Annotated in this window: 25 protein-coding genes; 6 read left to right on the forward strand and 19 right to left on the reverse strand. The window is 37.9% G+C overall.

Translation table 11 applies throughout. The annotated features are described in order from the left end of the window. Positions 1-292 precede the first annotated feature (292 nt). The 5 genes from AC3WOM_RS17370 to argF all read right to left on the reverse strand — a co-directional run bounded on the left by AC3WOM_RS17370 (position 293) and on the right by argF (position 5,364). Positions 293-568, reverse strand: coding sequence for a glutaredoxin family protein (locus AC3WOM_RS17370; protein ID WP_492447751.1), 276 nt, complete (start codon positions 566-568; stop codon positions 293-295). A gap of 13 nt (positions 569-581) precedes the next feature. After that, on the reverse strand, positions 582-1,589 hold the full coding sequence (locus AC3WOM_RS17375) for an LLM class flavin-dependent oxidoreductase (protein WP_492447752.1): 1,008 nt from the start codon (positions 1,587-1,589) through the stop codon (positions 582-584). 44 nt (positions 1,590-1,633) lie between these two features. Further along, positions 1,634-2,965: an LLM class flavin-dependent oxidoreductase gene (locus AC3WOM_RS17380; protein ID WP_492447753.1), complete on the reverse strand. Its 1,332-nt coding sequence runs from the start codon at positions 2,963-2,965 to the stop codon at positions 1,634-1,636. 199 nt (positions 2,966-3,164) lie between these two features. Next, positions 3,165-4,064: a LysR family transcriptional regulator gene (locus tag AC3WOM_RS17385; RefSeq protein ID WP_492447754.1), complete on the reverse strand. Its 900-nt coding sequence runs from the start codon at positions 4,062-4,064 to the stop codon at positions 3,165-3,167. Positions 4,065-4,398: 334 nt separating this feature from the next. After that, positions 4,399-5,364, reverse strand: a complete 966-nt coding sequence (gene argF, locus AC3WOM_RS17390; protein ID WP_427546525.1) for an ornithine carbamoyltransferase — start codon at positions 5,362-5,364, stop codon at positions 4,399-4,401. A gap of 241 nt (positions 5,365-5,605) precedes the next feature. Here argF and AC3WOM_RS17395 point away from each other — a divergent pair, with 241 nt between their 5' ends. The 5 genes from AC3WOM_RS17395 to AC3WOM_RS17415 all read left to right on the forward strand — a co-directional run bounded on the left by AC3WOM_RS17395 (position 5,606) and on the right by AC3WOM_RS17415 (position 8,114). Then, a complete protein-coding gene (locus AC3WOM_RS17395) occupies positions 5,606-6,055 on the forward strand; it encodes a MarR family winged helix-turn-helix transcriptional regulator (RefSeq protein WP_427546522.1) in 450 nt (149 codons plus the stop codon). Between the two features lie 22 nt (positions 6,056-6,077). Then, entirely contained in the window at positions 6,078-7,076 is a 999-nt protein-coding gene (locus AC3WOM_RS17400; protein WP_492447755.1) for a serine hydrolase domain-containing protein, read from the forward strand. A gap of 177 nt (positions 7,077-7,253) precedes the next feature. Next, positions 7,254-7,409, forward strand: coding sequence for a hypothetical protein (locus AC3WOM_RS17405; RefSeq protein ID WP_427546517.1), 156 nt, complete (start codon positions 7,254-7,256; stop codon positions 7,407-7,409). Between the two features lie 97 nt (positions 7,410-7,506). Next, positions 7,507-7,734, forward strand: coding sequence for a hypothetical protein (locus AC3WOM_RS17410; protein ID WP_492447756.1), 228 nt, complete (start codon positions 7,507-7,509; stop codon positions 7,732-7,734). A 74-nt stretch (positions 7,735-7,808) separates the two neighbouring features. Beyond that, a complete protein-coding gene (locus AC3WOM_RS17415; RefSeq protein WP_492447778.1) occupies positions 7,809-8,114 on the forward strand; it encodes a hypothetical protein in 306 nt (101 codons plus the stop codon). Between the two features lie 145 nt (positions 8,115-8,259). Here AC3WOM_RS17415 and AC3WOM_RS17420 read toward each other — a convergent pair whose 3' ends face one another. Continuing rightward, the gene (locus AC3WOM_RS17420) at positions 8,260-9,348 is read right to left on the reverse strand and encodes a M42 family metallopeptidase (RefSeq protein WP_492447757.1); all 1,089 of its coding nucleotides are present in this window, start codon (positions 9,346-9,348) and stop codon (positions 8,260-8,262) included. Positions 9,349-9,442: 94 nt separating this feature from the next. Further along, positions 9,443-9,928, reverse strand: coding sequence for a dUTP diphosphatase (locus AC3WOM_RS17425; RefSeq protein ID WP_492447758.1), 486 nt, complete (start codon positions 9,926-9,928; stop codon positions 9,443-9,445). 102 nt (positions 9,929-10,030) lie between these two features. Here AC3WOM_RS17425 and AC3WOM_RS17430 point away from each other — a divergent pair, with 102 nt between their 5' ends. Next, complete coding sequence (locus tag AC3WOM_RS17430) at positions 10,031-10,426, forward strand: sigma-w pathway protein ysdB (protein ID WP_427546507.1); 396 nt, start codon at positions 10,031-10,033, stop codon at positions 10,424-10,426. Positions 10,427-10,475: 49 nt separating this feature from the next. Here the strand turns inward: AC3WOM_RS17430 and AC3WOM_RS17435 are convergent, their stop codons facing one another. The 12 genes from AC3WOM_RS17435 to polA form a co-directional block, all read right to left on the reverse strand. Beyond that, entirely contained in the window at positions 10,476-10,736 is a 261-nt protein-coding gene (locus tag AC3WOM_RS17435) for a DUF1294 domain-containing protein (protein WP_427546505.1), read from the reverse strand. A gap of 189 nt (positions 10,737-10,925) precedes the next feature. After that, positions 10,926-11,285, reverse strand: coding sequence for a 50S ribosomal protein L20 (gene rplT, locus AC3WOM_RS17440; RefSeq protein ID WP_427546503.1), 360 nt, complete (start codon positions 11,283-11,285; stop codon positions 10,926-10,928). A 58-nt stretch (positions 11,286-11,343) separates the two neighbouring features. Then, the gene (rpmI, locus tag AC3WOM_RS17445; RefSeq protein ID WP_283869127.1) at positions 11,344-11,544 is read right to left on the reverse strand and encodes a 50S ribosomal protein L35; all 201 of its coding nucleotides are present in this window, start codon (positions 11,542-11,544) and stop codon (positions 11,344-11,346) included. Positions 11,545-11,575: 31 nt separating this feature from the next. After that, complete coding sequence (gene infC / locus AC3WOM_RS17450; protein WP_427546500.1) at positions 11,576-12,079, reverse strand: translation initiation factor IF-3; 504 nt, start codon at positions 12,077-12,079, stop codon at positions 11,576-11,578. A gap of 432 nt (positions 12,080-12,511) precedes the next feature. Continuing rightward, on the reverse strand, positions 12,512-14,443 hold the full coding sequence (gene thrS / locus AC3WOM_RS17455) for a threonine--tRNA ligase (protein ID WP_492447759.1): 1,932 nt from the start codon (positions 14,441-14,443) through the stop codon (positions 12,512-12,514). Positions 14,444-15,157: 714 nt separating this feature from the next. Then, positions 15,158-16,087 (reverse strand): primosomal protein DnaI, encoded by a 930-nt coding sequence (gene dnaI, locus AC3WOM_RS17460; protein WP_427546540.1) that lies wholly within the window; start codon positions 16,085-16,087, stop codon positions 15,158-15,160. A 24-nt stretch (positions 16,088-16,111) separates the two neighbouring features. Continuing rightward, the gene (locus AC3WOM_RS17465; RefSeq protein WP_492447760.1) at positions 16,112-17,479 is read right to left on the reverse strand and encodes a replication initiation and membrane attachment family protein; all 1,368 of its coding nucleotides are present in this window, start codon (positions 17,477-17,479) and stop codon (positions 16,112-16,114) included. 18 nt (positions 17,480-17,497) lie between these two features. Beyond that, on the reverse strand, positions 17,498-17,968 hold the full coding sequence (nrdR, locus tag AC3WOM_RS17470; RefSeq protein WP_427546491.1) for a transcriptional regulator NrdR: 471 nt from the start codon (positions 17,966-17,968) through the stop codon (positions 17,498-17,500). Between the two features lie 237 nt (positions 17,969-18,205). Next, the gene (locus AC3WOM_RS17475) at positions 18,206-19,228 is read right to left on the reverse strand and encodes a glyceraldehyde-3-phosphate dehydrogenase (protein ID WP_427546488.1); all 1,023 of its coding nucleotides are present in this window, start codon (positions 19,226-19,228) and stop codon (positions 18,206-18,208) included. Between the two features lie 238 nt (positions 19,229-19,466). Continuing rightward, entirely contained in the window at positions 19,467-20,069 is a 603-nt protein-coding gene (gene coaE, locus AC3WOM_RS17480) for a dephospho-CoA kinase (protein ID WP_492447761.1), read from the reverse strand. Positions 20,070-20,082: 13 nt separating this feature from the next. Beyond that, positions 20,083-20,955 carry a bifunctional DNA-formamidopyrimidine glycosylase/DNA-(apurinic or apyrimidinic site) lyase gene (gene mutM, locus AC3WOM_RS17485; RefSeq protein ID WP_492447762.1) on the reverse strand — a complete coding sequence of 291 codons (873 nt, stop codon included), beginning with the start codon at positions 20,953-20,955 and terminating at the stop codon, positions 20,083-20,085. A gap of 12 nt (positions 20,956-20,967) precedes the next feature. After that, a complete protein-coding gene (polA, locus tag AC3WOM_RS17490; RefSeq protein WP_492447763.1) occupies positions 20,968-23,595 on the reverse strand; it encodes a DNA polymerase I in 2,628 nt (875 codons plus the stop codon). Between the last annotated feature and the right edge of the window lie 82 nt (positions 23,596-23,677).

Here is a 23,677-nt window from a genome sequence, read left to right on the forward strand (position 1 = left end):
GCCTTGCTCTGCGCGAAAGCGAAGCGTCAGCGGCAAAGCGAGTAGCCTGGAACGGAAATCACCTTCATTTGACTTAGGAGTGTTCACAAAGAGTCCCTTGACCATTTAGTTTTTCAACACTATGACTTGCAACTGTTAGAACAAGTTGCAAGTAATTGTCTAACAATATCTGTGGGTAAAAAATAATTGATTGAAAAAACTGAAAAAAGGGCGCCCAATAGTACAAATAGTGCTACTATACCACGATTAACAATTAATTTTATTATTTATACACCCCATTTCTATATTGCGTTTATGACTGTATTTTTTCTCCTACTAGTGCAGCCTTTAAATGCTCAAGACCAAGTTCTGTAACGGCTTGATAGATACCATCTTCACTTGAACCAATTTCTACAACGGGTACATAACGAATTCCATATTTTGTATCAAGAATATCACGGAAAGCATCATTATGCGTTACATCCACTGTTTTGTAAGGTATACCCTCCTCTTGTAAATACGTTTTTACCTCATTACAGTAACTACAACCCTGTTTCGACCAAACTATTACATCTCTATTTTTTGTCATGATGTTTTCCTCCTCAGCTTACTGCTTCTTTTTGCTGTAAATGTACTGGACCCAATAACTCAAAAGATCGCTCACGCTCAAAATCCTTTAAGACAGGCGTATGCAAAATAAATTCATCGATTTGATATTGCACATGGTAGTCATCTAAAATAGCTTTAATTTCTTCCGATGTACCGTATAAAATATCGGCCTCATACTGCTCAACCGTATATTCCTCTCCAGATTCCTGACCAAATTTCTCTGCTAGCTCTACTGATTGTAGCGTCAGGCTTCTGCCACTTGCTAAATGCACCTTTGTAATTTTTTGATCACCAACTAGCTCTTTCGCCTCCTCCTTGCTTGGGGCAGCAAGTGCAGCAATCGAAATCGCAAAATGGCCGTTTGGGTGGTGACTACGATAGGTTTTAGCTGCTTGTGCCAAAACACTATTGTCACTATTAATAAATCGAGCAAAGACGAATGCAGTTCCTAGTTTACCTGCAAGTGCAGCACTTTCTGGACTAGCACCGAGTAAAAATAATGTTGGCTTTGTCTTCGGAATCGGCGTTGCTTGTATACCAGATAATTCGTGCTCTTCTGGTATTGATTGCTCAATTAATTGCTGTAAAAATGTTAGTCTCTCTTCAAAATCTTCCCCTTGATTGAGCGTGCCATATTGGAGGGCCTTTGTAGAAAGCGGTAATCCTCCAGGTGCTTTCCCAATACCCAAATCTACTCTCCCTGGCTCCAAGGATGCTAGTACGTGGAAATTTTCCGCTACTTTATAGGGACTATAATGCTGTAGCATCACCCCACCCGATCCAATGTTGATTGATTTTGTTTTAGCTAGTAAATAAGATACTAATACCTCAGGAGATGTTCCTGCTAAAGAATCTGTATTATGGTGCTCTGATACCCAAAAGCGTGAGTAGCCCAATTGCTCAGCTTTTTGTGCAAGTGCCACTGTTTTTTGCAAGGTCTGTTCGTTTGTTGCACCCTCGATAATTGGACTTTGATCTAATATGCCTAATGAATAGCTCATACATTACCTCCTTAATCTTTTTATTCAAATAAATTTACTAGGTTTTAAGAGACAATGTGTTTGACATAGCGGCTTTCCTTAAACGGTAAACCTAAATTACCACGTAATGTATCCGCCTCATATTCTTCACGGTAAAGCCCTCTTGCTTGTAAAATTGGTACAACCTTATCTACAAAATCGTCAAGTGCACCAGGTACAGTTACAGCAATAATAAAGCCATCCGCTGCTTCTTTTTCAAACCATTCCTGCACTAAATCAGCGACTTGCTCTGCTGTTCCAAAGAAAGCTGTTTTCGGTGTTGCCTCCCGTAAAGCAACCTGTCGTAATGTCAGTCCTTCTTGTTTGGCATATTTTTTTATATAATCAGTCGTACTTCTAAAGCTATTAGCTCCTATATCACCAAGCTCTGGGAATGGGGCATCCACATCATATTGTGTAAAATCATGATGATCAAAGTATCGTCCTAAATATGCAAGTGCACGTTCTATGGAAACCAGCTCAACAATTTCCTGATATTTAGCTTCAGCCTCCTCCAATGTTTCACCAATAATTGGAGATATTCCTGGGAAAATTTTAATTTCCTGTTGATCACGTCCAAAGGCGGCAGCCTCTGTTTTTACCCTTTGATAAAATTTCTGTGCTTCTTCTAGAGATGCACCATGTGTAAAAATCGCATCTGCATCCTTTGCTGCTAAACGGATACCTGCATCAGACGAGCCTGCTTGAAAAATAACAGGCTGACCTTGCTTAGAACGCGCAATATTAAGTGGTCCCTGTACAGTAAAATATTGTCCCTTATGATCTAAGGTATGTAGTTTATCTGGATCAAAAAACACATCCTGCTCTACATCCGCAATAAAAGCGTCGTCATCCCATGAATCCCATAAGCCCTTTGTCACTTCTAAATATTCTTCAGCAATTTGATAGCGCTCTGCGTGACTAGGATGCTGTTCTAGTGTTTTATTGTAGTTCAAGGCAGTGCTTTCTAATGGCGTTGTCACTACATTCCATCCAGCACGTCCCCCACTTATATGATCCAATGAGGCAAATTGACGTGCAACTGTAAAAGGCTCACTATAGGAGGTAGATACTGTGCCGACTAGCCCAATGTTTTTTGTCGCTACTGCTAATGCCGATAAAATCGTTAGTGGCTCAAAGCGATTTAAAAAATGAGGAATGGATTTTTCGTTGATGAACAAACCATCTGCAATAAACACTACATCAAATTTTCCTTGCTCTGCCTTTTGTGCCTGCTGGATATAAAACGGTAAGCTTACACTTTGATTACTTTCTACCTTTGGATGACGCCAGCCTGAAATATTGCCACCTACACCGTGAATAATTGCTCCAAATCGAATTTTGTTCTGTCTCACCATATTCATTTCCTCCTCGAATTTTATTTTTACTAAACATAGTGGTTAAGTATGTTTTTGTTTAAAAAAATAATATTTCATTTATGACTCCTCTTGATTATGCATAAATAAAATAGGGTTGAGGAAGATATTACAGCTCATTGTTGCAATATGCAATAGGCTACATAATAGAAAAAAATTTACTGTTTGATAAAATATTTTATCAATCTACTTTTTCATAGCTGCTTTCAAATTGCTCAGCAGTTTCCACTACCTTTTCCCAAAAGGCAGAAGCCAGTGTATCCTTATTGTTATATGTTAAAAAAATGTGTTGATTCATATCCAGTAAGTGCTTGACATCAATCTCCACAAACTCCCCACTTTCAAGCTCCTTTTTTACACAGAGATGTGGTAAAAAACTCATATATCCTTTCGTCCGAATAAATTCTTTCGCTACTTCTAAATGATCTGTACGCACTTCTATATTTGCAGTGACACCCTCTACCTCAAATAGCTTATGGACATAATTCCAATCAAAGGCCCCACATTCAAAAAACACCATTTTTTGCCGAGCTAGTTCCTTTACTTTAATTAGCGGATTCTGTTGAAAAGAATGTTCTCGATGCATCACGAGTTTAACAGCATTACTTAATAATAACTCATTGCCAATCCCTTCTCGATGCACATATTGGATAAGACCAAAGTGGATTTGATGACTTTGCAGCTTTTCTAAAATCATATTTGTTGACCCTGTAACAATCTGAAAGCGTAAATACGGAAAACTTTCCTTCCATTTAGGCAATGCATATGCTAAAAAATATTGTGCTGTCACCCCATTAGTGCCAATACATACTTCGTCAGTCTCCTGAGTTTCCTCTAATTGCTTCTTTCCCTGTTGAAAGGTTTGCACAATTTGTGTGGCGAATGGTAAAAAACCCTTGCCCTTATCTGATAAAATTACACTGCGCCCATCTCGATGAAATAATTCAACATTTAGCTCTCTTTCTAATGATTTAATGCGAGCTGTTACAGTTGGCTGAGATAAAAATAACGCATTAGCAGCCTTATGGATACTTTTATAATGCACGACATATAAAAATGCCTCGATATGATCAATATTCACCTAAAGCCCTCCCCTAATTACTTATTTATCCTATTATATAGATAAATGCTTTTATTCTCTATAAATAAAATCAGAAAACTAGGTAATATACTAGTTTGATTTATGATTATACAAGTATACGCACAAAAATAACATAACAAAAAAGTAACCCAGCGTCTCCCAGGTTACTTTACTATGTAGCGATGTGGCCATCCATCTTGACAACGTACATCGCGTGTGGCTTACATCCCTCTGTCTGTGCACCACTGTTATGTTATTCACATTGACACCCTCTGTTATCAATATGAACTCTGTATATATAGTACTTCTCAACCCGAGAAGCATATGTCAAAAATTAAGCTAAAATAGATGCAAGTACTGCTTTTTGTGCATGTAGTCTATTTTCTGCTTGCTCAAAGATATAAGAATTAGGGCCATCAATAACAGATGTCGCTACTTCTTCTTCTCGATGTGCAGGTAAGCAGTGTAAGAACATATAATTTGGCTTTGCATAGGAAACAAGTTCATCATTAATTTGATAACCTGCAAAGTCTTGAAGACGTTTTGCAGCTTCTTCTTCTTGTCCCATGGATGTCCAAACATCTGCATATACAACGTCCGCGTTTAATACCGCTTCTACTGGATCATTCGTGATTATAATTGTACTGCCATTTGCTGTTGCGATAGCTTGTGCCTTTGCGATAACCTCTGTATCACATTCATAGCCAACTGGCGTTGCCACTGCCACGTTCATTCCTACATGTGCAGAAGCGACTACTAATGAGTGCGCCACGTTGTTGCCATCTCCAACATATGCAATTTTAAGTCCTTTTAGTTCACCTTTATTTTCAGCGATTGTTTCTAAATCCGCTAATGCCTGACATGGGTGATAAATATCTGTTAGTCCATTAATAACTGGTATAGCCGCATGCTCAGCAAGCTCCTTCACCATAGCGTGGGAATTTGCGCGAATCATAATACCATCTAGATAGCCCGATAGCACATGTGCTGTATCATAGATTGATTCGCCACGTCCAATTTGTAAATCACGCGCATGCATAAACATACCTTTTCCGCCCAATTGATTCATGCCTACTTCAAATGAAATACGAGTACGAGTTGAATGTTTTTCAAAGATCATGCCGAGTGTTTTACCTTCTAATAGCTTCGGACATTTCCCTTCTTTTGTAATGATTTTCAGCTGTGTTGCTAATTCAATTAGCTGCTGAACCTCTTCACTTGTATAGTCTAACAAAGTTAGTAGGTCTTTTCCCTTTAAGCTAGATACTAACTTTAACTGTACTTCCTCAAGTAATTTCATAGCCTTCGCTCCTTGTTCTGTTGCTGTTAAAATAAGTATAACATGCATAAATATAAAATCAACTGAATTTTTATGTTTATTTTTAAAAATTAGAAATCTACAATTAAATGTGTCTAAAATGCGTCATATCGAATATTTATGCATATTTCTATTTTTCAATCATTTCATTCTAAAGATCTTTGCCATATTATTAATATACATTTATAATTAATACATATTAACTATTTAGGTGGTGAAAAAAATGGAGAATGAGCTTATACAACTTGTGAGAGAGCTTAACCAAGTAGAATATGAAACAAATGTGATGTTAACAGAGGAGTTCTCCACCTTGTTAGACGAAACATTAACTACAAAGCAAGCACTATTTTTAAGTCTTCTTCAGACACATGGTCCCTTGCAGACTTTTGAATTAGCAAAGCTGATGGGGACATCTGCTAGTGCTGTTAGTCAATTAATTGGCAGATTAGAGCAGGAAAGCTTTATTAAAAGAACCATAAGTAAAAAGGATCGTAGAGAAATTATTATTGAGTTGGATACGCGGGGTCATCATTATTTTCAGAAGCAGGAAGAAATCGAGCTTGCCATTATCGATAAATACTATTCACAGCTCCCAAAAGAGGATTTGCTACATTTAAAAGAAATATTGATGAAACTACACGCCATTATCTCGAAGGCGCAGGAAAAAATTTAGCGAGTGAAAAGGAGGAATAATTGTGGATTTAACTGATTTAAAAAAGGATATCTTTAAAATTGCTTATCCTTACATAAAATCCCGCCCGAATATAGCTTTATCCATAGGTGTTTTTTATCGTGACCAAGACGCTACTTTTATGTTCAATGGCTCAAATGTCACATATGATAAAAAGCCCTATATCTATGAAATCGGGTCAATCTCTAAGGTTTTGACAACATCAATGCTTGGCGAAATGATTGAGGAAGGAATCGTGAAGGTAGATGACTCAATTGGTAAATATTTTTCTGCAATTCCAGATAATCATCCCATAACTTTGAAGCATCTAGCAAATCACACATCTGGTCTACCAGGAATAGGTGTACTAAAGAACATCTATAATCTTTTTGATAACCAAACACCTCGTGACCCATTTTGTCCCTATTCATTGGATGAGACAATACATTATTTTAAAACCCATACACATGAGCCTAAAGCTAGGTTTAGGTATTCTAATGTGGGAATGGGTCTTCTAGGTTATTTATTAGCAAATGAACTTCATACGGACTTTGAAACAGCTATTACACGTAGAATCGTAGAGCCATTAAATTTAACAAACACCTTTATTTCTATCCCATCCTCTAAAGAAGATACCCTGTTACAGGGATACACTATTCGAGGACATTATAAGCCACCACTTCAAATGAATGAATTTATGGCAGCGGGTGCTATACGATCAACTGTAGATGATTTATTAAAAATTATAAAAATACATGTAAGCGAACAAAATGCAGGCTATCAATTAACACACCATGCTACTAAAACTATTTCAAAAGATGTAAGCATCGGATTGGGATGGCTACTTGAAGACGATATTATTTGGCATAACGGATCAACGAAAGGCTTCTCTAGTTATCTAGGATTTGATAAAAAACAGCAAGCAGGTGTCGTGATTCTATCCAATTATCGATCCTCTATATTAACAACAAATCCTGTTCATATGGGGAAAGATATCTTACAGCTTTTACAAAAATCTTTATAAAGAAAATGGGGTGTTTCTTGAATGGATAAAGGAATACCCTATTCTTTTAGTTATAGCTACGCGTTCAATACTCGTTCATTTCCCACTTATCTTCCAATTGATACTCCATTATGTTATGATTTCTATAAATTATAATTTACAATCATTTTTAAAAAGGGTAATTTTGGAGGTTAATGTATGCGTAGTTATTTAGTTTACGCTCTTTTACTAATCATGATTTTTATTGCAATGGTTAACTCTTGGGGGAACTTATCTAAAACAGTATGGTATGTAGTTGCATCTACAAGTATTATCTGCTTAATGATTATGAAAACAATCAAGCGAACTGAATAACAGGGCAATTATTGCCAGTGGTAAAAAGTCAATATCATTTGTTATATGTAGATACTCCCTCATAAATTCGCTACACTTTAACAAAGGAGCCGTTTTTATGTTAGTAAACAAAACGGTAGATAAAAAACGAAATGAAGGTAATGTATGTATGATAAAGAAAAACATTCGATTTGCGTTGTTATTTTTCATATTAACAATTGGATGGAAATTAATTATTCAAAATAACATTAAGTGGGGAGAAACTATATCAATCACAATTTTAATATTTCTGTTTGCACTGTTGTCTGATTGGGCAAATATCCCATATAAATGGAAAAAACAATAATAGAGTTGTACCCAGAATTCCCCCTTACTAAGATATAGGAATAAATGAAAGGAGATTACAGCATGAAGTTTTTCATGGAGCTTGTAGGTATTGTTCTCCCCATTGCAATTATCGGAGGTATTTCGGTCTTTGTTGTTAAAAGGCTCGAACATAAACATAAGCAGGGAAAGTTAGGTAAGAAAAAATCAAAAGATGCTCAAATTTTATTAGATAGTTTAATGCCATTAGGAATGCTTTTTGGTTGTTTAATCGGTTTGATTCTTAGCATGTTTTTCTCAATTTCCTTATTATCTACACTAAGTTTTGGCTCCGGGATAGGCCTACTACTTGGATATTTTGCTTATGAAGTTTATGGAAACAAAGAGGAAAGGTGTTCATAAGAGTTTATATTCCTTAATAGGACACTTAATAATTAAATTTCATAATCTCAAGTTTTTGGTTATACTTTCACAATTAACTGAATCATTGCTCTTGGAATCGAGTAAAAAAGCCTTCCAACTATTTGTTAGAAGGCCTCATTAAGAATTAATCAAAAATAATTTTATTCACAGCATCGCGGTCTAATTTTTTAATAACTTCTACCACTAATTTAACGGCATTATCATAATCATCACGATGTAGAATACCTGCATGTGAGTGGATATAGCGTGTTGCAATACCGATTGATAGTGCAGGTATACCATTTGCAGTTACGTGGATAGAACCAGCGTCTGTACCGCCACCAGCCATTGCTTCGAATTGATATGGAATATTATGCTCATCTGCGACATCTAATACAAATTCGCGTAAGCCACGGTGAGATACCATTGATGCATCATAGACAACGATTTGTGGACCAGCGCCCATTTTACTTGTTGACTCCTTCGCTGTTACCCCTGGCGTGTCTCCAGCTACACCTACATCGACAGCAAAGCCAATATCAGGTTGGATTTTATGAGTCGCCGTTTTCGCACCGCGTAGGCCGACTTCCTCTTGTACGTTCCCTACAGAGTATAGGATGTTAGGATGTTTTTCATTTTGTAACGCTTTCATAACATCAATAGCAATAGCACAGCCAATACGATTATCCCAAGCCTTTGCTAAAAGATATTTGTCGTTTTTCATGACATTAAATTCAAAATAAGGTGTTACCATGTCACCAGGACGAACGCCCCATTCAAGCACTTCTTCCTTTGAGGCTGCACCCACATCAATAAACATATCTTTAATGTCTACTACTTTGTTTCGTACATCTGCTGGTAAAATATGAGGTGGCTTTGAACCAATTACCCCGATAATTTCATCGCCTTTTCGCGTTGTAATTGTAACACGCTGTGCAAGCATTACCTGGCTCCACCAGCCACCTACAGTTTGGAATTTGATAAACCCTTTATCATCGATTTGTGTAATCATGAAGCCAACTTCATCTAAATGCCCTGCCACCATAATTTTCGGACCATTTTCATCGCCCACTTTTTTTGCGATAACACTTCCTAAGTTATCTGTTTCTACTGAGTCTGCGTATGGTGCAATGTATTTTTTCATGACCTCACGTGGTGCACGTTCATTCCCTGCAATTCCATTCGCATCCGTTAAATCTTTAAACATTTGTAATGTTGGATCTAGCTGTGTCATCCTTTTGCCTCCTACTTCTGAAATCTTCTCTATTATACTTCGTTTACCGAAATATTCCTAGTATAATCGTCTGAAAATTGATGTATTTCTCACATTAATATCCTGAACGCTGGCGATTATAATTTTCTTCATTCTTTTCTATATACGCTGCCACAACGTCCTCAAACGTAAAGCCTAAATTATACGCAAGTAAACCATAGCATTGCCAAATTGTTAAATATCTATCCTCAGTTGGCTGATGAATAAAGGTTAAAATATAGTCCTGTGTCATTAAGAAAATTTCTGTTAAATCTTGCTTATCTTCAATTACTGGCCATTTTTCTAGCGTTGTGTAACCCTTGAGTAGACCGAGGGATAATATAAAATGAATCGAATCCACATACTCCTCTAAAATGACAGAACGCTCTGAAGGCCCTTTTGTACTCCAGAATTTAAAGCAGCGTGTTTCATTAGCTAGTTCTGCTAATTCAACCATTAATGCTAAACCTTTTTCTTTAAAAACATCCTGCTCAATTTTTTGTGTTTTTTCGATAAAATCATCAAGCTCTTTCTGCATTTTAAACAATTGTTGTAAATTCATTTTTTTCTCCTAAATTTCTAAAATAATTTATAAAAAGTGAAACTAATTTCCCTCTTCAATCGTATAGGGAAGAATAACCTTTCTTCAAGGGGGAAATGAAACATGTTGCCGTTACTAATTCGACTTGCTGTAATTGCGCTTATAATCTATGTATTTTACAAAGCGATTCGTTATATAACCGATCCTAAGCGAAAACTTGATGAAGCCTATGAAAAAGGCCAATATTATTTTTACGATGATGTTAAAAATGTCCGAAAAAATTTCTTTATTTCCTATAAGGGTGCACTTTTTGAAGGTGAAAAATATCTTGGTACAACTGAGGAAGCCTTTGAGGTTGTGACAATTTTCGTTGGTGCCCGTGATGCTGCGACTCTACAGGGCTTTAAAAAAAGTGATTTTGAATATTTACAGCAAGAAATTCTATTGAACTATCCAAGCGCAAAAATTAATTGGAAGCAGCCCATTGAACAGCTTATGCGGAACACATCCTCATCATGAGGATGTGTTTTTAATTATCGTATGATTTTGTTGAAATGCCTCCTCAATTTCACCATAGCTGTACAACGATAAAAACTTGAACAGCGGCTAAGAGTGGGAAGCCAAAAGCAAAGCTGTTATGGCGTGTTTTATGACGAAATAAATACATCCCCAACACGCCCCCTACTGCACCTCCAGCAATCGCCAGCGTAAAAAGCGTACGTTCCGCAATTCGCCACTCTTGCTTTTTCGCTTTGGACTTATCCATGCCCATCATTATGAGCAGGACTATAGAAACAATTGCCATATAGGCTACTAATGCTTGTCCCATTGAAGTCTCCTTTGCAAATGATTTATTACTAATCTAACATAAAAAAGACTGACGGATAAATCCATCAGTCCTGAAAAATCACATATTATTTTGCGACTGCTTTTTTTGCGACTGCCGCTTCGCTTTCGTCACAGAATTAAATTGAGAGTAGCTTCGTTTCAATCACGTAAAAAGCATGATATCGCTTAATTATTTTGCGACTGCTTTTTTTGCAGCATCTGTTAATTGAGTGAATGCTGCAGCATCAGTTACAGCTAGATCTGCTAACATTTTACGGTTAACTTCGATACCAGCAACTTTTAAACCGTGCATTAAACGGCTGTAAGAAAGACCGTTCATACGAGCAGCTGCGTTGATACGAGTGATCCATAATTTACGGAAATCACGTTTTTTCTGACGACGGTCACGGTATGCATACTGACCTGATTTCATTACTGCTTGGTTAGCAACTTTGTATAATGTATGTTTAGAACCATAGTAACCTTTAGCTAATTTTAAAACTTTTTTACGACGTTTGCGCGTCACTGTTCCGCCTTTTACGCGTGGCATATGAATTACCTCCTGCTTTTCATTTAAAAATGAATGTTAGTTATTTTGTGTAGTCAAATTATTTCATGTAAACAAGTAATGAACGAATACGTTTGAAATCACCAGATGAAACGATGTTCGCTTTACGTAGGTGACGTTTTTGTTTCGTAGATTTGTTTGCGAATAAGTGGCTTCCGTAAGCACGGTCGTATTTTAATTTACCTGAACCCGTTTTTTTGAAACGTTTCGCAGCTCCACGGTGAGTTTTCATTTTTGGCATGTCGAATTCCTCCTAAACTGTTCGTCTAATATTATTTCTCGTTCTTTGGTTGAAGAACTAAGAACATGCTTCGGCCTTCCATCTTCGGCTTTTGTTCTACCGTCGATACTTCAGCACAAGCTTCAGCAAAGCGATCTAGTACACGTTGACCAATTTCTTTATGTGTAATCGCACGACCTTTGAAACGCAGGCTACATTTAACTTTATCGCCTTTTTCAAGGAATTTAATCGCATTACGTAACTTCGTTTGGAAATCATGCTCATCGATTGATGGGCTCAAGCGAACCTCTTTCATAACGATGACCTTTTGATTTTTACGAATTTCACGGTCTTTCTTTTGCTGTTCAAATTTAAATTTACCATAGTCCATGATACGAGCGACTGGCGGCTTGGCTTGAGGGGCCACAAGGACAAGATCCAAGTTTACACGAGCGGCGATTTCTAGCGCTTCATTACGTGTCTTTACACCAAGCTGGTCACCATTGTGATCGATTAATCGAAGTTCACGTGCGCGAATGCCTTCGTTTACATACATGTCTTTGCTAATAGTAATCCACCTCCAAGTAATTGTCGCGAATACATGGTTTGGGCAAAGCCTTGCCCGGTTGAACGGTACATCCTCTTGTCATGTCCATAAAAAAAGGACGGACACTTTGAAGATGTCCGCCCGCTATATGTGCATGCGCAAGTCTGCGCAAAACAATTCAACGTGTCATACCTGTTCACAGCTTTTAAAGCGTTGTATCAGGTGAGAAGCGGGCAGCCTCTACTTCAACCACAAACTTTGTATTCATTAACCTTAATTATATTAGCATGTATAGGATAAGCTGTCAAATGTTAATTTAGCTTATTCTAATAAAATAGCCAAATCATTTTTAATCTAAACACCTAAGTTACTAGCTGGGGCTATTCATAGTAATGGGTAAGACATTTCTATAAAAATTCCCCAGCCATTTCTATATAGATGTTATTTTGTAATTTCTGCTTTAATGTTTGCTAAGAAATCCTCAAAGCTAATTGTTTCTGAATCTTTAGAGCCGTAACGTCGTACATTCACACCATTAGCCTCTACTTCCTTGTCACCGATGACAAGCATGTATGGGATTTTTTTCATTTGCGCTTCACGGATTTTATAGCCTAATTTTTCTTCACGATCATCCATTTCCACACGTAAACCAGCCGCTGTTAATTGCTCTTCAATTTGTTTTGCATAGTCGAAGTGAGCTTCATTCGATACTGGAATCACTTCTACTTGAACTGGTGCTAACCAAGTTGGGAATGCGCCTTTATATTCTTCAATTAAGAAGGCAACAAAACGTTCCATTGTTGATACTACACCACGGTGAATAACGACTGGACGATGTGGTTTACCATCTTCCCCAACATAAGTTAGATCAAATCGTTCAGGTAATAAGAAGTCTAATTGAACTGTCGATAAAGTCTCTTCTTTACCAATTGCTGTTTTTACTTGCACGTCAAGTTTAGGACCATAGAATGCCGCCTCACCTTCCGCTTCAAAGTAGTCTAAACCAAGCTCATCCATTGCTTCTTTTAACATACTTTGTGCTTTTTCCCACATTTCATCATCATCGAAGTATTTCTCAGTATCTGCTGGGTCTCGGTAAGATAAACGGAATGAATAATCATTTAAGTCGAAATCTTTATAAACCTCTAAAATTAACTGCACAACTTTCTGGAATTCCGCTTTAATTTGGTCAGGGCGAACAAAGATATGGGCATCGTTTAAAGTCATCCCACGTACACGTTGTAAGCCAGAAACAGCTCCTGACATTTCATAACGGTGCATAGTACCAAGCTCTGCAATACGTAATGGCAGGTTACGATATGAATGCATGCTATTTTTGTAAACCATCATATGGTGAGGACAGTTCATCGGACGCATAATTAATGTCTCATTGTCCATCTCCATCGGTGGGAAAATAGAATCTTGATAGTGATCCCAGTGACCTGAAGTTTGATAAAGCTCTTTGGAACCTAATACTGGTGTATAAACATGCTTATAGCCAAGCGATAATTCTTTATCAACAATATAACGTTCAATAACACGTCGAATTGTTGCACCATTTGGTAACCAAAGTGGTAAGCCTTGACCAACTTTTTGAGAAGTCGTGAATAATTCTAATTCTTTCCCGATTTTACGGTGATCACGCTCTTTTGCTTCTTCTAGCATTTGTAGGTGGTGTTTTAACTCCTCTTTTTTGAAGAATGCTGTACCATAAACACGTTGAAGCATCTTGTTATCAGAATTCCCTCTCCAGTAAGCACCTGCTAATGAAAGAAGCTTGAACTCACGAAGTTTACCAGTGGAAGGTACGTGAATACCACGGCAAAGGTCGAAAAACTCCCCTTGATAATAAATAGATACTTGCTCATCTGCAGGAATTGCTTCCAATAATTCTAATTTATATTCATCGCTGATTTCTTCAAAGATTGCTTGGGCTTCTGCACGACTTACATTTTTGCGTTCAACTTCTAAGTTTTCAGCAATAATTTTTTTCATTTCTTTTTCGATGGCTGGTAAGTCTTCGGCAGTGATTGGTGTTGGAGCATCAATATCATAGTAGAAGCCCCCTTCAATCACTGGACCAATACCAAGTTTTACATCTGGGAACAATCGTTTAATCGCTTGTGCTGTTAAGTGTGCAGTAGAGTGACGTAAGATTTCCAGTGCTTCCTCATCATCCTGTGTAATAATTGCGATTGTAGCATCCTCTTCAATTGGTGTTTTTAAATCGACTAAGACACCATTTACTTTACCTGCATATGCTTTTTTACGAAGTCCTGGGCTGATTGATAATGCTACATCATCAGTAGATGTACCTTTTGCAAATTCCTTCACAGCGCCATCTGGGAAAGTTAATTTAATCATTTCTGACATTTTCTTTGCACTCCTCAGTTTTTATAAAATACATAATGATTGATGAGAAACAGAGCCTTCTTGACTCTGAATTAAGCGGGTTTGCTTTTTGAGCGGCTATTGGTCTGATTTGAGCATATCCACGCTTTTATTGAGCAACTTCTATCTCGATTTTGAGCGAGGTTAACCTTTTTTGAGCGTTCCCTAAAACTGAGCAGAAACATCACTACAATGAACATCTTTCACTCAGCTTGAGCAAGTATCCCTCTTTTTCAAGCACGATAATCTTAAAAAATAAAAAAGCCCCGTCCCTCACAAAAGGGACGAAGCGTATGCTCGTGGTTCCACCCTTCTTCCTTCCGACTCTATAAATAGTCAGACGAAGCTCAAGGCTAGCTAACGGGCTAGGGACCGGCGAAAGATTATCCCTTTCGCTGCTCAGCAGGTAGTAAATGATGTGCTCATACTAGGAAGCTTACAGCCAATGACTTCCCTCTCTAAAAAGTTGATACACAAAATTCTTATCCTCATCAATGCATTTTTTGATCAATTATGCCTCGGCATAATTGCATCTGGAATCGGCTTTGTGATTGCACAAAGTACTCCTTTCCGATTCCGTGACATCCGCCGGAGGCATTAACTTCTTTCAGCGGGTGTTTGCACAGCCTGCTGAAAGAAGTTAATTATTATATGAGACAGTATACGCTCGATTGTCGTAAAATGCAACTGGCAATCTTACATCCGTCGATTTTTGCCGCGCATTTCAATTGGCTCCGTTATAGCTTTTATACGTTCCATAATTCGTCCTGCTTTGACAACTTCGATATCACCTTTTTGTGATTGTGCTAAATGGTGTTCCAGTTCATCATAATTAAAATTTGAAGTTATAAATGTTGGTAATTGCTCTGCCATACGATAATGGAAAATAGTTCCCAAAATTTCATCCCTTGTCCAAGCGGTCATTGTTTCGGCTCCTAAGTCATCAAGCATAAGCACGGGTGCCTTTTTCACATAGTCTATTTTTTCATTCAATGTATTATCGCCAATGGCATTTTTCATTTCTCGTAAAAATTCAGGCACAAAAACAACTACTGAACGGATTTTTATAGAGGCTAATTCATTAGCCAAGGCGCCCAATACAAAGGATTTTCCTACACCAAACTTTCCGTATAAATAATAGCCCTTTGCGGGAAGCTTCCCTGATTCCACTGAAGTCTTGACAAATTGTGCCGCTTTTTGTGCAATCATAACGCGAGATTCGTCGTCAATCATTAAATCCTGAATTGTTGCTTGGAGCACATCTTTAGGCATATGCATACTCGCAATCATATTGGCTACATTCCGGTGCTCATCCTCACGTATTTTTTGCTCACAACGCACATAATCCATTTCAACTGTATTTCGAACTACACGTAAAGTTGGTATAAAACCTTTTAAATAGTTTGTACAATGATCCGTATTGTCACAGCCACAGCAAACAGTAGATTGACTTATAAATTCATGAAGCTTCGGTAAATTACGCTCAATGGAATCATAGCTTAACTCTTTTGCATGCGCTGCTAAAAAATCTTGCACACGAGGGTTTTCCAAAATTTCTCGACGCATCGCTTCATAACGCTCTTGAAATGACGGTACATTAACTGCTCTTTTTAATGGTCCATTAATTTGTTCGATTGTCGTTCACCCTCCCTACTTATCACTTTTCCCTAACATTTCTAATATCTTTTGCCGTTCTTTTTCAAAATCTATCGTACTTGAGGTGCTTTCCTCTTGCTGCTCGTTACGTTTGTAAAACCATTCGGGTACCTTCTCTTCGCGTTGCTTTCCTGAACGTCCTTTGACATTTTGGCTACTTTTACTTGTTGTTTGTGGCTTGTTTTTCCAAGTAGTGTATTTATCATGCTCCTGACGTGCGAGCTCCATTGCTTCCTTAGCTGTTTGTATATTTTTGCGTACCCAATGATCGGCAATCGTCTCCACATACTTTTTAGGTAGCTTCATATCAGTTGTGAGCATAACATATTCCAAAAGAGCGTTAACAACGCCAACTGGCATTCCATGTTGAACTATTAGATTTTCAGCAAGCTGCACGGAAGTTTGTAAAGGTTCTTTACCATTATTTATATCCCGTAAAACTTGTACTGGTGGAGTCGTCTCTAAATAATACTGAAGCTCCGAATCCCTTGTTTTTTGCCCTTCTTCTTTAAGAGTTAATGGCTCAGTGACTCTAGCTAACTTTGGCGGTTCTTTTGATACTGTTAGCTTATAAAAATCTGCAGCGGCCTTACGCAATCGTTCCTGTGAAATGCCTAAGTCATCATCCAAAGCAAGAATCACTACTTTTTGCATATCCAGTGCAGTTAAGTGATATAAGAATGCTAGTTTCGCTATATTTTCACGTACTTCAAGCGTTAGCAAACTGGCAGGCACTAATTGCTCCGATAACCCTGCTTTAAGAAGCTCAAAATCAAACTGATCAAAATAAAATGGATATATTTTTGACTGAGTATCCTTGCTGCTGTTACTAGCTTGTAAGTCATCTGGAATATTTGAATTTACAGGCATATAAACATCAACAAAAGCACGAGATACATCTTTAAATTCTGCATCTCTTGCAGGAGCTATAAAGCGCTGGCGCAGCTTCCGATAAGCCTGCTCTCCTATTTTACTAAATAAAAACATGGATAACAGCGGGTCTTTCATAAAGCTATCTGCATCAAGTGGACGTATCAGTTCATATAAAAAGCTTCGCTCTCCCGCATTTTCTTTCTTCCATGTACGTAATAAGCCAATCGCTTCAAGCGCTATTCGTGCCTCGAATATTTTACCTATCGGAAGCCCTAAAACATTCATTAAATAATAATGTGTCATTTGCTGATATGGTATTTGCTCGGCTTCTGCCCAAAGTGTTAAATAAAGGCTAATCGGCTCTGCTCCGGTTAATGGCTGATAAAATAATGTCACTAATTGACGTTCCTGTGTAGATAATGCATGAGGTAAACGAATGTCAAAAGAATCAGCAGGCTGCAACTCCTTATACAAATGAATCAACGACATTCATCCTCTCTGTATTTCTTAAGATTTTTGCTCTGTCTGACGCTGAATAATGTCTTTAATTTCTTCAATAAAGACATTGATATCCTTAAATTGACGATAAACCGATGCAAAGCGGACATAAGCAACCTCATCGATTTTCGCTAGGCGGTCCATTACCATTTCCCCAACATCCTCAGAGCGTACTTCTGAATTACCAATACGACGAAGGTCTTTTTCAATCGATAATACTAGTCCCTCAAGTACATCTAGAGCAACTGGACGTTTTTCACAAGCACGAATAAGCCCACGAAGTACCTTCTCACGGCTAAACTCCTCACGTGAACCTTCTTTTTTTACAACAACAAGTGGTGTCTCTTCAATTTTTTCAAACGTTGTAAAGCGGAAGCCACATGACTCACATTCACGACGTCTACGAATTTCTTTATTATCATCTACTGGCCTCGAATCCACTACACGTGTTCCGTTAAATTGGCAAGATGGACATCTCATATCATTACTCTCCTGATTTCACAACAATTTAATATTCTTATTATAACAAATTTCCCACATGTAAGAAAAGCGCATTCACGCTAGTGTGCTCATGATAAACCCTGAAAGCAGAAAGTACAAGTATAGATGCCAACAATTTTTAAAGGAAATCTCCTTTTAAAGCTAATCCAAGAAACTATAACTCTAACAAAAAAGCACATCGAAACCACTTGGATTTCAATGTGCTCAGTATAATTATTATGCGTTAACTGTTTCTAAAGCGTTTGCCACTTTTTTCACAAGATCTACTACACGTGCAGAATAACCCCATTCATTGTCGTACCAAGCAAGTACTTTTACTTTGCGGCTACCCATTACCATTGTCGAAAGTCCATCAACTGTAGAAGAGTAAGTTGTTGTATTGTAATCAGAAGATACTAGAGGCTCAACTGAGAAGTTTAAAATCCCTTTCATTGGTCCCTCAGTAGCAGCCTTTACAAATGCAGCATTGACAGAATCTACTGTTACATCTGTGTTTAAATCCACTACAAGGTCCACTAAAGATACGTTTGGTGTTGGAACACGAAGTGACATGCCATGAATTTTTCCTTCTAATTCTGGTAATACCAATTTTAATGCTTTTGCAGCGCCTGTAGATGTTGGAATGATTGACTGCGCACAACCACGTGCACGACGTAAATCTTTATGTGGATTGTCTAAGTTCTTTTGGTCATTTGTATAGGCATGGACAGTTGTCATTAAGCCATTATCAATACCAAATGTGTCATTTAATACTTTAGCAACTGGTGCTAAGCAGTTTGTTGTACAAGAAGCATTTGAAATAACATCATGTTTTGCAATATCAAGTTTATCGTCATTTACACCTAAAACAATTGTTACGTCCTCGTTTTTACCTGGTGCTGTTAAAATAACTTTCTTTGCACCTGCTTCTAAGTGCAGCGCTGCTTTTTCACGATCATTAAATTTACCAGTTGCTTCGATAACAATACCTACACCCATTGTAGCCCATGGTAATTTTAATGGGTCACGCTCGCTAATAATTTGAACACGTTTACCATTTACAATTAAAGCATCTCCTGCTGGTTCAACCGTACCTTCAAATGTTCCGTGATTTGTGTCATACTTAATCAAATGTGCTAACGTTTCTGCTGGATAGCTCGCGTTAATAGCAACAATATTTAAACCTTCTTGTACGATCGCTTGGCGGAAAACCATACGTCCGATACGTCCGAAACCATTAATAGCAATTGATACTGTCATTTATAAAATCCTCCTGTGAGTACATACTCATATTAATTATATACTTTATGGTGATTAGTATAACACAATTTTAAAAAAGATGAACATTATATACTCATAATATTAAAGTTCTTATTTTCTGAAAAATAATTTTGTCAAATTTTGTCCTTATTATGGCGTAAGCAAACATAAAAAATGCATAGCAAGATATGCTTGCTACGCATCAAATAATGAAAAAATGTCTTTATTTACAGGTACTTTAATTCACTTCTAAAACGTCCCATTTTTCAAGGATTTTTTTCAGTTGCTCCTCGGTCTGTTCTAAATTTTCATTATTGTAAATTACTGCATCTGCTCCCTTTTCCTTCACGGACATCGGGAGCTGTGAATGCATTCGTGCTAATGCATCCTCTTTCGACAAATTGTTGCGTTCCATTAAGCGACGAAGCTGAACTTCCTCACTCACGGAAACCACAATGATTCGCTCAACGAAATGCTGTAGCTTACTTTCAAATAGGAGTGGAATATCCATCACTACATGCTTGTTACCAGCCTCTAAATAGGCATCGCGCTGGCGCAGCATTTCCTGACGAATAGCTGGATGCATAATATCATTTAAAATTTTGCGCTTTGCAGGCTCATGGAAAATAATATCACCAAGTTTAACACGATTTAAAGTGCCATCTTCCAGCAAAATATCTTGTCCAAATTGCTCAGCGATTAATGTTAGTGTCTCCGCTCCTGGTTCCACAACATCGCGTGCTACAATATCTGCATCGACAATTGGCAAACCAAGAGCCGTTATCATTTTCGCAACAGTACTTTTTCCACTCGCAATACTTCCTGTTAATCCGATAATCATCGCTTAATCCCCTTTAATGTTGACAATTTGGGCAAAAGACGGACGTGCGCCCACCAATCGTCATTTGGCTCGTTGCTGTATCACACACTGGACACATCTTCTTCCCATACATTTGCAGTCGATTCTGCATGCTTCCAGCCTCACCATTAATATTACGATAATCTGAAATCGTTGAACCTCCTGCGTCAATGCTTTGGCGCAAAACAGTAACAATCGCTTCAAATAGTGCTCGTTTACGCTCTTCACTAATACGGTTCATTTTGCGAACTGGGTGAATTCTTTGAGCAAATAATGCCTCAGTTGCATAAATATTGCCACAACCCGAAATTACCTGTCCATCCATTATGACTTCCTTTACGGATTTTTTCTCATATTTCGGTAATGTTGATTGCGCAATAAAATAATCGCAAGCTAATTCATCGAATGGCTCTGGTGCCATTTTTGTTAACGGTACATGGTCTTCAATTTTTTCTAAAAACCGAAGTTCACCAAAACGACGAATATCTGAATAAATTAAATAACCGCCATCTGCCATTTGGAAAGTTGCATGTATATGCTTTTGAAATTTCGCTTCATTGATTTCCTCTGGCGAATTTACCACGAACCATGCACCTGTCATCCCTAAATGACTAACAAGCACATAAGGTATATTCTCTTTCAGCATATGGAAAAAGATATACTTTGCACGTCTCTCGATTTTTGTAATGGTCATTTGAGTTAAGGACATTTCAAAAGCATCAGGCTCAGCTTGCTTGACAATACATTGTTTTCCTTCTCCAAAGGAAAAACGAATCACCTCAGATAGCTGCACCTGTTGGATTGTGCGTCCCTCAATTTTAGGTTTTAATGCCTGGACGACACCTTCAACCTCTGGTAATTCAGGCATTTGAACCCCTCCTTATTTTGCTTCGTACCAAGTTGCTCCATAGTTAAAGTCCACTTTTAACGGCACTGTGAGCTCTATGGCTTGCTCCATAACCTCTGGAACAATTTTTTCAAGCAATGCAATCTCTTCCTTAGGTGCTTCAAAAATTAATTCATCATGCACTTGTAATAGAAGCTTTGCCTGCATATTCTCTTTTTTCAAGCGAGCATCCATATCAATCATTGCTTTTTTAATAATATCCGCAGCACTTCCCTGAATAGGTGTATTCATGGCAGTACGCTCTGCAAAGCTTCGAATATTGAAATTGGAGCTCGTGATATCAGGTAAATATCGACGTCTATTTAAAATCGTAGTGACATAACCATTAAACTTCGCATCCTGCACAATATCATCCATATACTGTTTAACACCTGGGAAACTTGCGAAATATTTTTCAATAAATGTCGCTGCTTCCTTACGTGTAATATCTAGGTTTTGAGATAGGCCGTAATCACTGATTCCATAGACAATCCCAAAGTTAACTGCCTTCGCTGCACGACGCATATTACTATCAACTTCATCTGATGATACATGGAATACATCCATAGCAGTACGTGTATGAACGTCCATCCCTTCACGGAAGGCCTCTACAAGATTTTTGTCTTCTGACATATGTGCCAGAACACGTAATTCGATTTGCGAGTAGTCAGCAGAAAACAGTATCCAGCCCTCTTTTGATGGTACAAATGCTTGACGGATTTTGCGCCCTTCCTCTAAACGAATAGGAATGTTTTGCAAATTTGGATCCGTAGAGCTTAGACGTCCTGTAGCCGTTAATGCTTGCTGGAAGCGGGTATGCACCTTGCCATCCTCATGATGAATTTCTTTAAGCAAGCCTTCAATATAGGTTGATTGTAATTTACCTAACTGACGATATAAAAGAATATGCTCAATAATCGCATGCTCCGATTTTAATTTTTCTAATACATCTGCCGCCGTTGAGTAGCCTGTTTTTGTTTTTTTAATAACTGGCAGTCCAAGCTTATCAAATAAAATTACGCCTAATTGCTTTGGTGAATTAATATTAAAGGCTTCACCAGCTTCCGCATAAATCTCTTGCTCAATAATAACTAATTTGTCATTAAGCTCTTGTCCCATTTTTTCTAACGTCGCACGATTAACTGTAATTCCTTCACTTTCCATCTCACCTAGTATAGAAGCTAGTGGGAGTTCAAGGTTTTTATATAACTCAAATTGTTCGTTTTCCTTTAGCAAAGATTCAAGCTTAGGCTGTAATGACCACACAGCAAAGGCTTTGCGGCTAGCGTGCTCGGCTAGTGCATCAATGTCAGGTATAGCTCGCTTGGCTCCCTTACCATAAACGGTTTCATTTGCCTGCACATCACGATAGCCAAGCTCCTTCGCAAGTGTCGCCACATCATCTCCGCTTAGTCCAGGATTATTGATATAAGAAGCAAGCAATAAATCAAAATCAATACCCGCTAAACGAATCCCCGCACGTCTTAATGCTGCTTGGGCTGCCTTAGAATCTGACATATATTTCATTTTTGTCGCATCTTCTAGCCATAGACGAAGAACATCAGATTTAGCTACTTTATCAAAAGGTACATAAATTGGTTTCTCCCCATCTGTTAGAGCAATGCCAAGTTGCTGACATGTATGATAATGCTCGTCCTCCAGCTCCAAATGCACTGCCATAACATCCTTTAAGTGTTCTGGCTTTACTTCCTGCACAACTTCATAGTCAAATGGTGCTTGTTCTTCTTCTTGGACAGAAAAGTCACTTTTATCTAGCAGTGATTTAAAGCCAAGCTCCCGCCAAACATTCATTAACTCTTCTTCATTCGGACCAGTATAAGCAAGATCAGCAAGTGCAACCTCTATTGGTGCATCTGTAAAGATAGTTGCAAGCTTTTTACTCATGATTGCTTGATCTTCATTGGCTACTAATTTTTCTTTCATTTTAGAAGCCTTCAATGTATCCATCGCAGCATATAACGACTCTACTGAACCATGCTCTTTCAGCAATTTAACAGCCGTTTTTTCCCCGACTCCGGGTACACCAGGAATATTATCAGAAGCATCCCCCATTAAGCCTTTCATATCAATAATCTGTTGAGGGGTTAAACCGTATTTTTCTTCAATAAAAGCTGGTGTATTTTTCTCAATTTCAGTGATACCTTTTTTAGTAATGTACACAGTTACCTGCTCAGTAGCGAGCTGTGTTAAATCCCGATCTCCTGAAACAATGATGACATTGATATCCTGTGATGAAGCTTCTTTAGCAAGTGTCCCTATTATATCATCCGCTTCATATAGCTCTAACTCATACTGTTTAATACCATATGCGTCTATAAGCTTTCGTAAATAAGGGAATTGCTCCGATAATTCTGGTGGTGTCTTTTGACGCCCACCTTTATATTCTGTAAAGGTTTCATGACGGAATGTTGTTTTCCCAGCATCAAAAGCAACCAATATTTTCGTTGGCTGTTCTTCCTCTAATATTCTTTGTAGCATTGTTGTAAAGCCGTACACAGCATTAGTATGAATGCCACTATCATTCGTTAACAATGGCAACGCAAAAAACGCGCGATACGCTAAACTATTACCGTCCAATAATAGTAATTTTTCCTTTGTCATGATTTTATCCTCCTGCGTTGTCTTCTACTTAATTGTAAAACGAAAACGTATGTTTGAAAATGCCTCTTCCTTCTACTTTATC

It is taken from the genome of Lysinibacillus sp. FW301-JW8 (assembly GCF_058788755.1).

What these genes read in the sequence shown, in the direction of transcription:
- AC3WOM_RS17430 (WP_427546507.1), top strand. Translation starts at nt 10,031, where the DNA reads ATGTTGCCGTTACTAATTCGACTTGCTGTAATTGCGCTTATAATCTAT.
- thrS (WP_492447759.1), bottom strand. Translation starts at nt 14,443, where the DNA reads ATGTCAGAAATGATTAAATTAACTTTCCCAGATGGCGCTGTGAAGGAA.
- AC3WOM_RS17425 (WP_492447758.1), bottom strand. Translation starts at nt 9,928, where the DNA reads ATGAATTTACAACAATTGTTTAAAATGCAGAAAGAGCTTGATGATTTT.
- coaE (WP_492447761.1), bottom strand. Translation starts at nt 20,069, where the DNA reads ATGATTATCGGATTAACAGGAAGTATTGCGAGTGGAAAAAGTACTGTT.
- argF (WP_427546525.1), bottom strand. Translation starts at nt 5,364, where the DNA reads ATGAAATTACTTGAGGAAGTACAGTTAAAGTTAGTATCTAGCTTAAAG.
- AC3WOM_RS17410 (WP_492447756.1), top strand. Translation starts at nt 7,507, where the DNA reads ATGTTAGTAAACAAAACGGTAGATAAAAAACGAAATGAAGGTAATGTA.
- AC3WOM_RS17475 (WP_427546488.1), bottom strand. Translation starts at nt 19,228, where the DNA reads ATGACAGTATCAATTGCTATTAATGGTTTCGGACGTATCGGACGTATG.
- rpmI (WP_283869127.1), bottom strand. Translation starts at nt 11,544, where the DNA reads ATGCCAAAAATGAAAACTCACCGTGGAGCTGCGAAACGTTTCAAAAAA.
- AC3WOM_RS17415 (WP_492447778.1), top strand. Translation starts at nt 7,809, where the DNA reads ATGGAGCTTGTAGGTATTGTTCTCCCCATTGCAATTATCGGAGGTATT.
- polA (WP_492447763.1), bottom strand. Translation starts at nt 23,595, where the DNA reads ATGACAAAGGAAAAATTACTATTATTGGACGGTAATAGTTTAGCGTAT.
- AC3WOM_RS17435 (WP_427546505.1), bottom strand. Translation starts at nt 10,736, where the DNA reads ATGGGACAAGCATTAGTAGCCTATATGGCAATTGTTTCTATAGTCCTG.
- AC3WOM_RS17420 (WP_492447757.1), bottom strand. Translation starts at nt 9,348, where the DNA reads ATGACACAGCTAGATCCAACATTACAAATGTTTAAAGATTTAACGGAT.
- AC3WOM_RS17380 (WP_492447753.1), bottom strand. Translation starts at nt 2,965, where the DNA reads ATGGTGAGACAGAACAAAATTCGATTTGGAGCAATTATTCACGGTGTA.
- AC3WOM_RS17465 (WP_492447760.1), bottom strand. Translation starts at nt 17,479, where the DNA reads ATGTCGTTGATTCATTTGTATAAGGAGTTGCAGCCTGCTGATTCTTTT.
- rplT (WP_427546503.1), bottom strand. Translation starts at nt 11,285, where the DNA reads ATGCCACGCGTAAAAGGCGGAACAGTGACGCGCAAACGTCGTAAAAAA.
- mutM (WP_492447762.1), bottom strand. Translation starts at nt 20,955, where the DNA reads ATGCCTGAATTACCAGAGGTTGAAGGTGTCGTCCAGGCATTAAAACCT.
- AC3WOM_RS17370 (WP_492447751.1), bottom strand. Translation starts at nt 568, where the DNA reads ATGACAAAAAATAGAGATGTAATAGTTTGGTCGAAACAGGGTTGTAGT.
- infC (WP_427546500.1), bottom strand. Translation starts at nt 12,079, where the DNA reads ATGTATGTAAACGAAGGCATTCGCGCACGTGAACTTCGATTAATCGAT.
- AC3WOM_RS17405 (WP_427546517.1), top strand. Translation starts at nt 7,254, where the DNA reads ATGCGTAGTTATTTAGTTTACGCTCTTTTACTAATCATGATTTTTATT.
- AC3WOM_RS17395 (WP_427546522.1), top strand. Translation starts at nt 5,606, where the DNA reads ATGGAGAATGAGCTTATACAACTTGTGAGAGAGCTTAACCAAGTAGAA.
- nrdR (WP_427546491.1), bottom strand. Translation starts at nt 17,968, where the DNA reads ATGAGATGTCCATCTTGCCAATTTAACGGAACACGTGTAGTGGATTCG.
- AC3WOM_RS17375 (WP_492447752.1), bottom strand. Translation starts at nt 1,589, where the DNA reads ATGAGCTATTCATTAGGCATATTAGATCAAAGTCCAATTATCGAGGGT.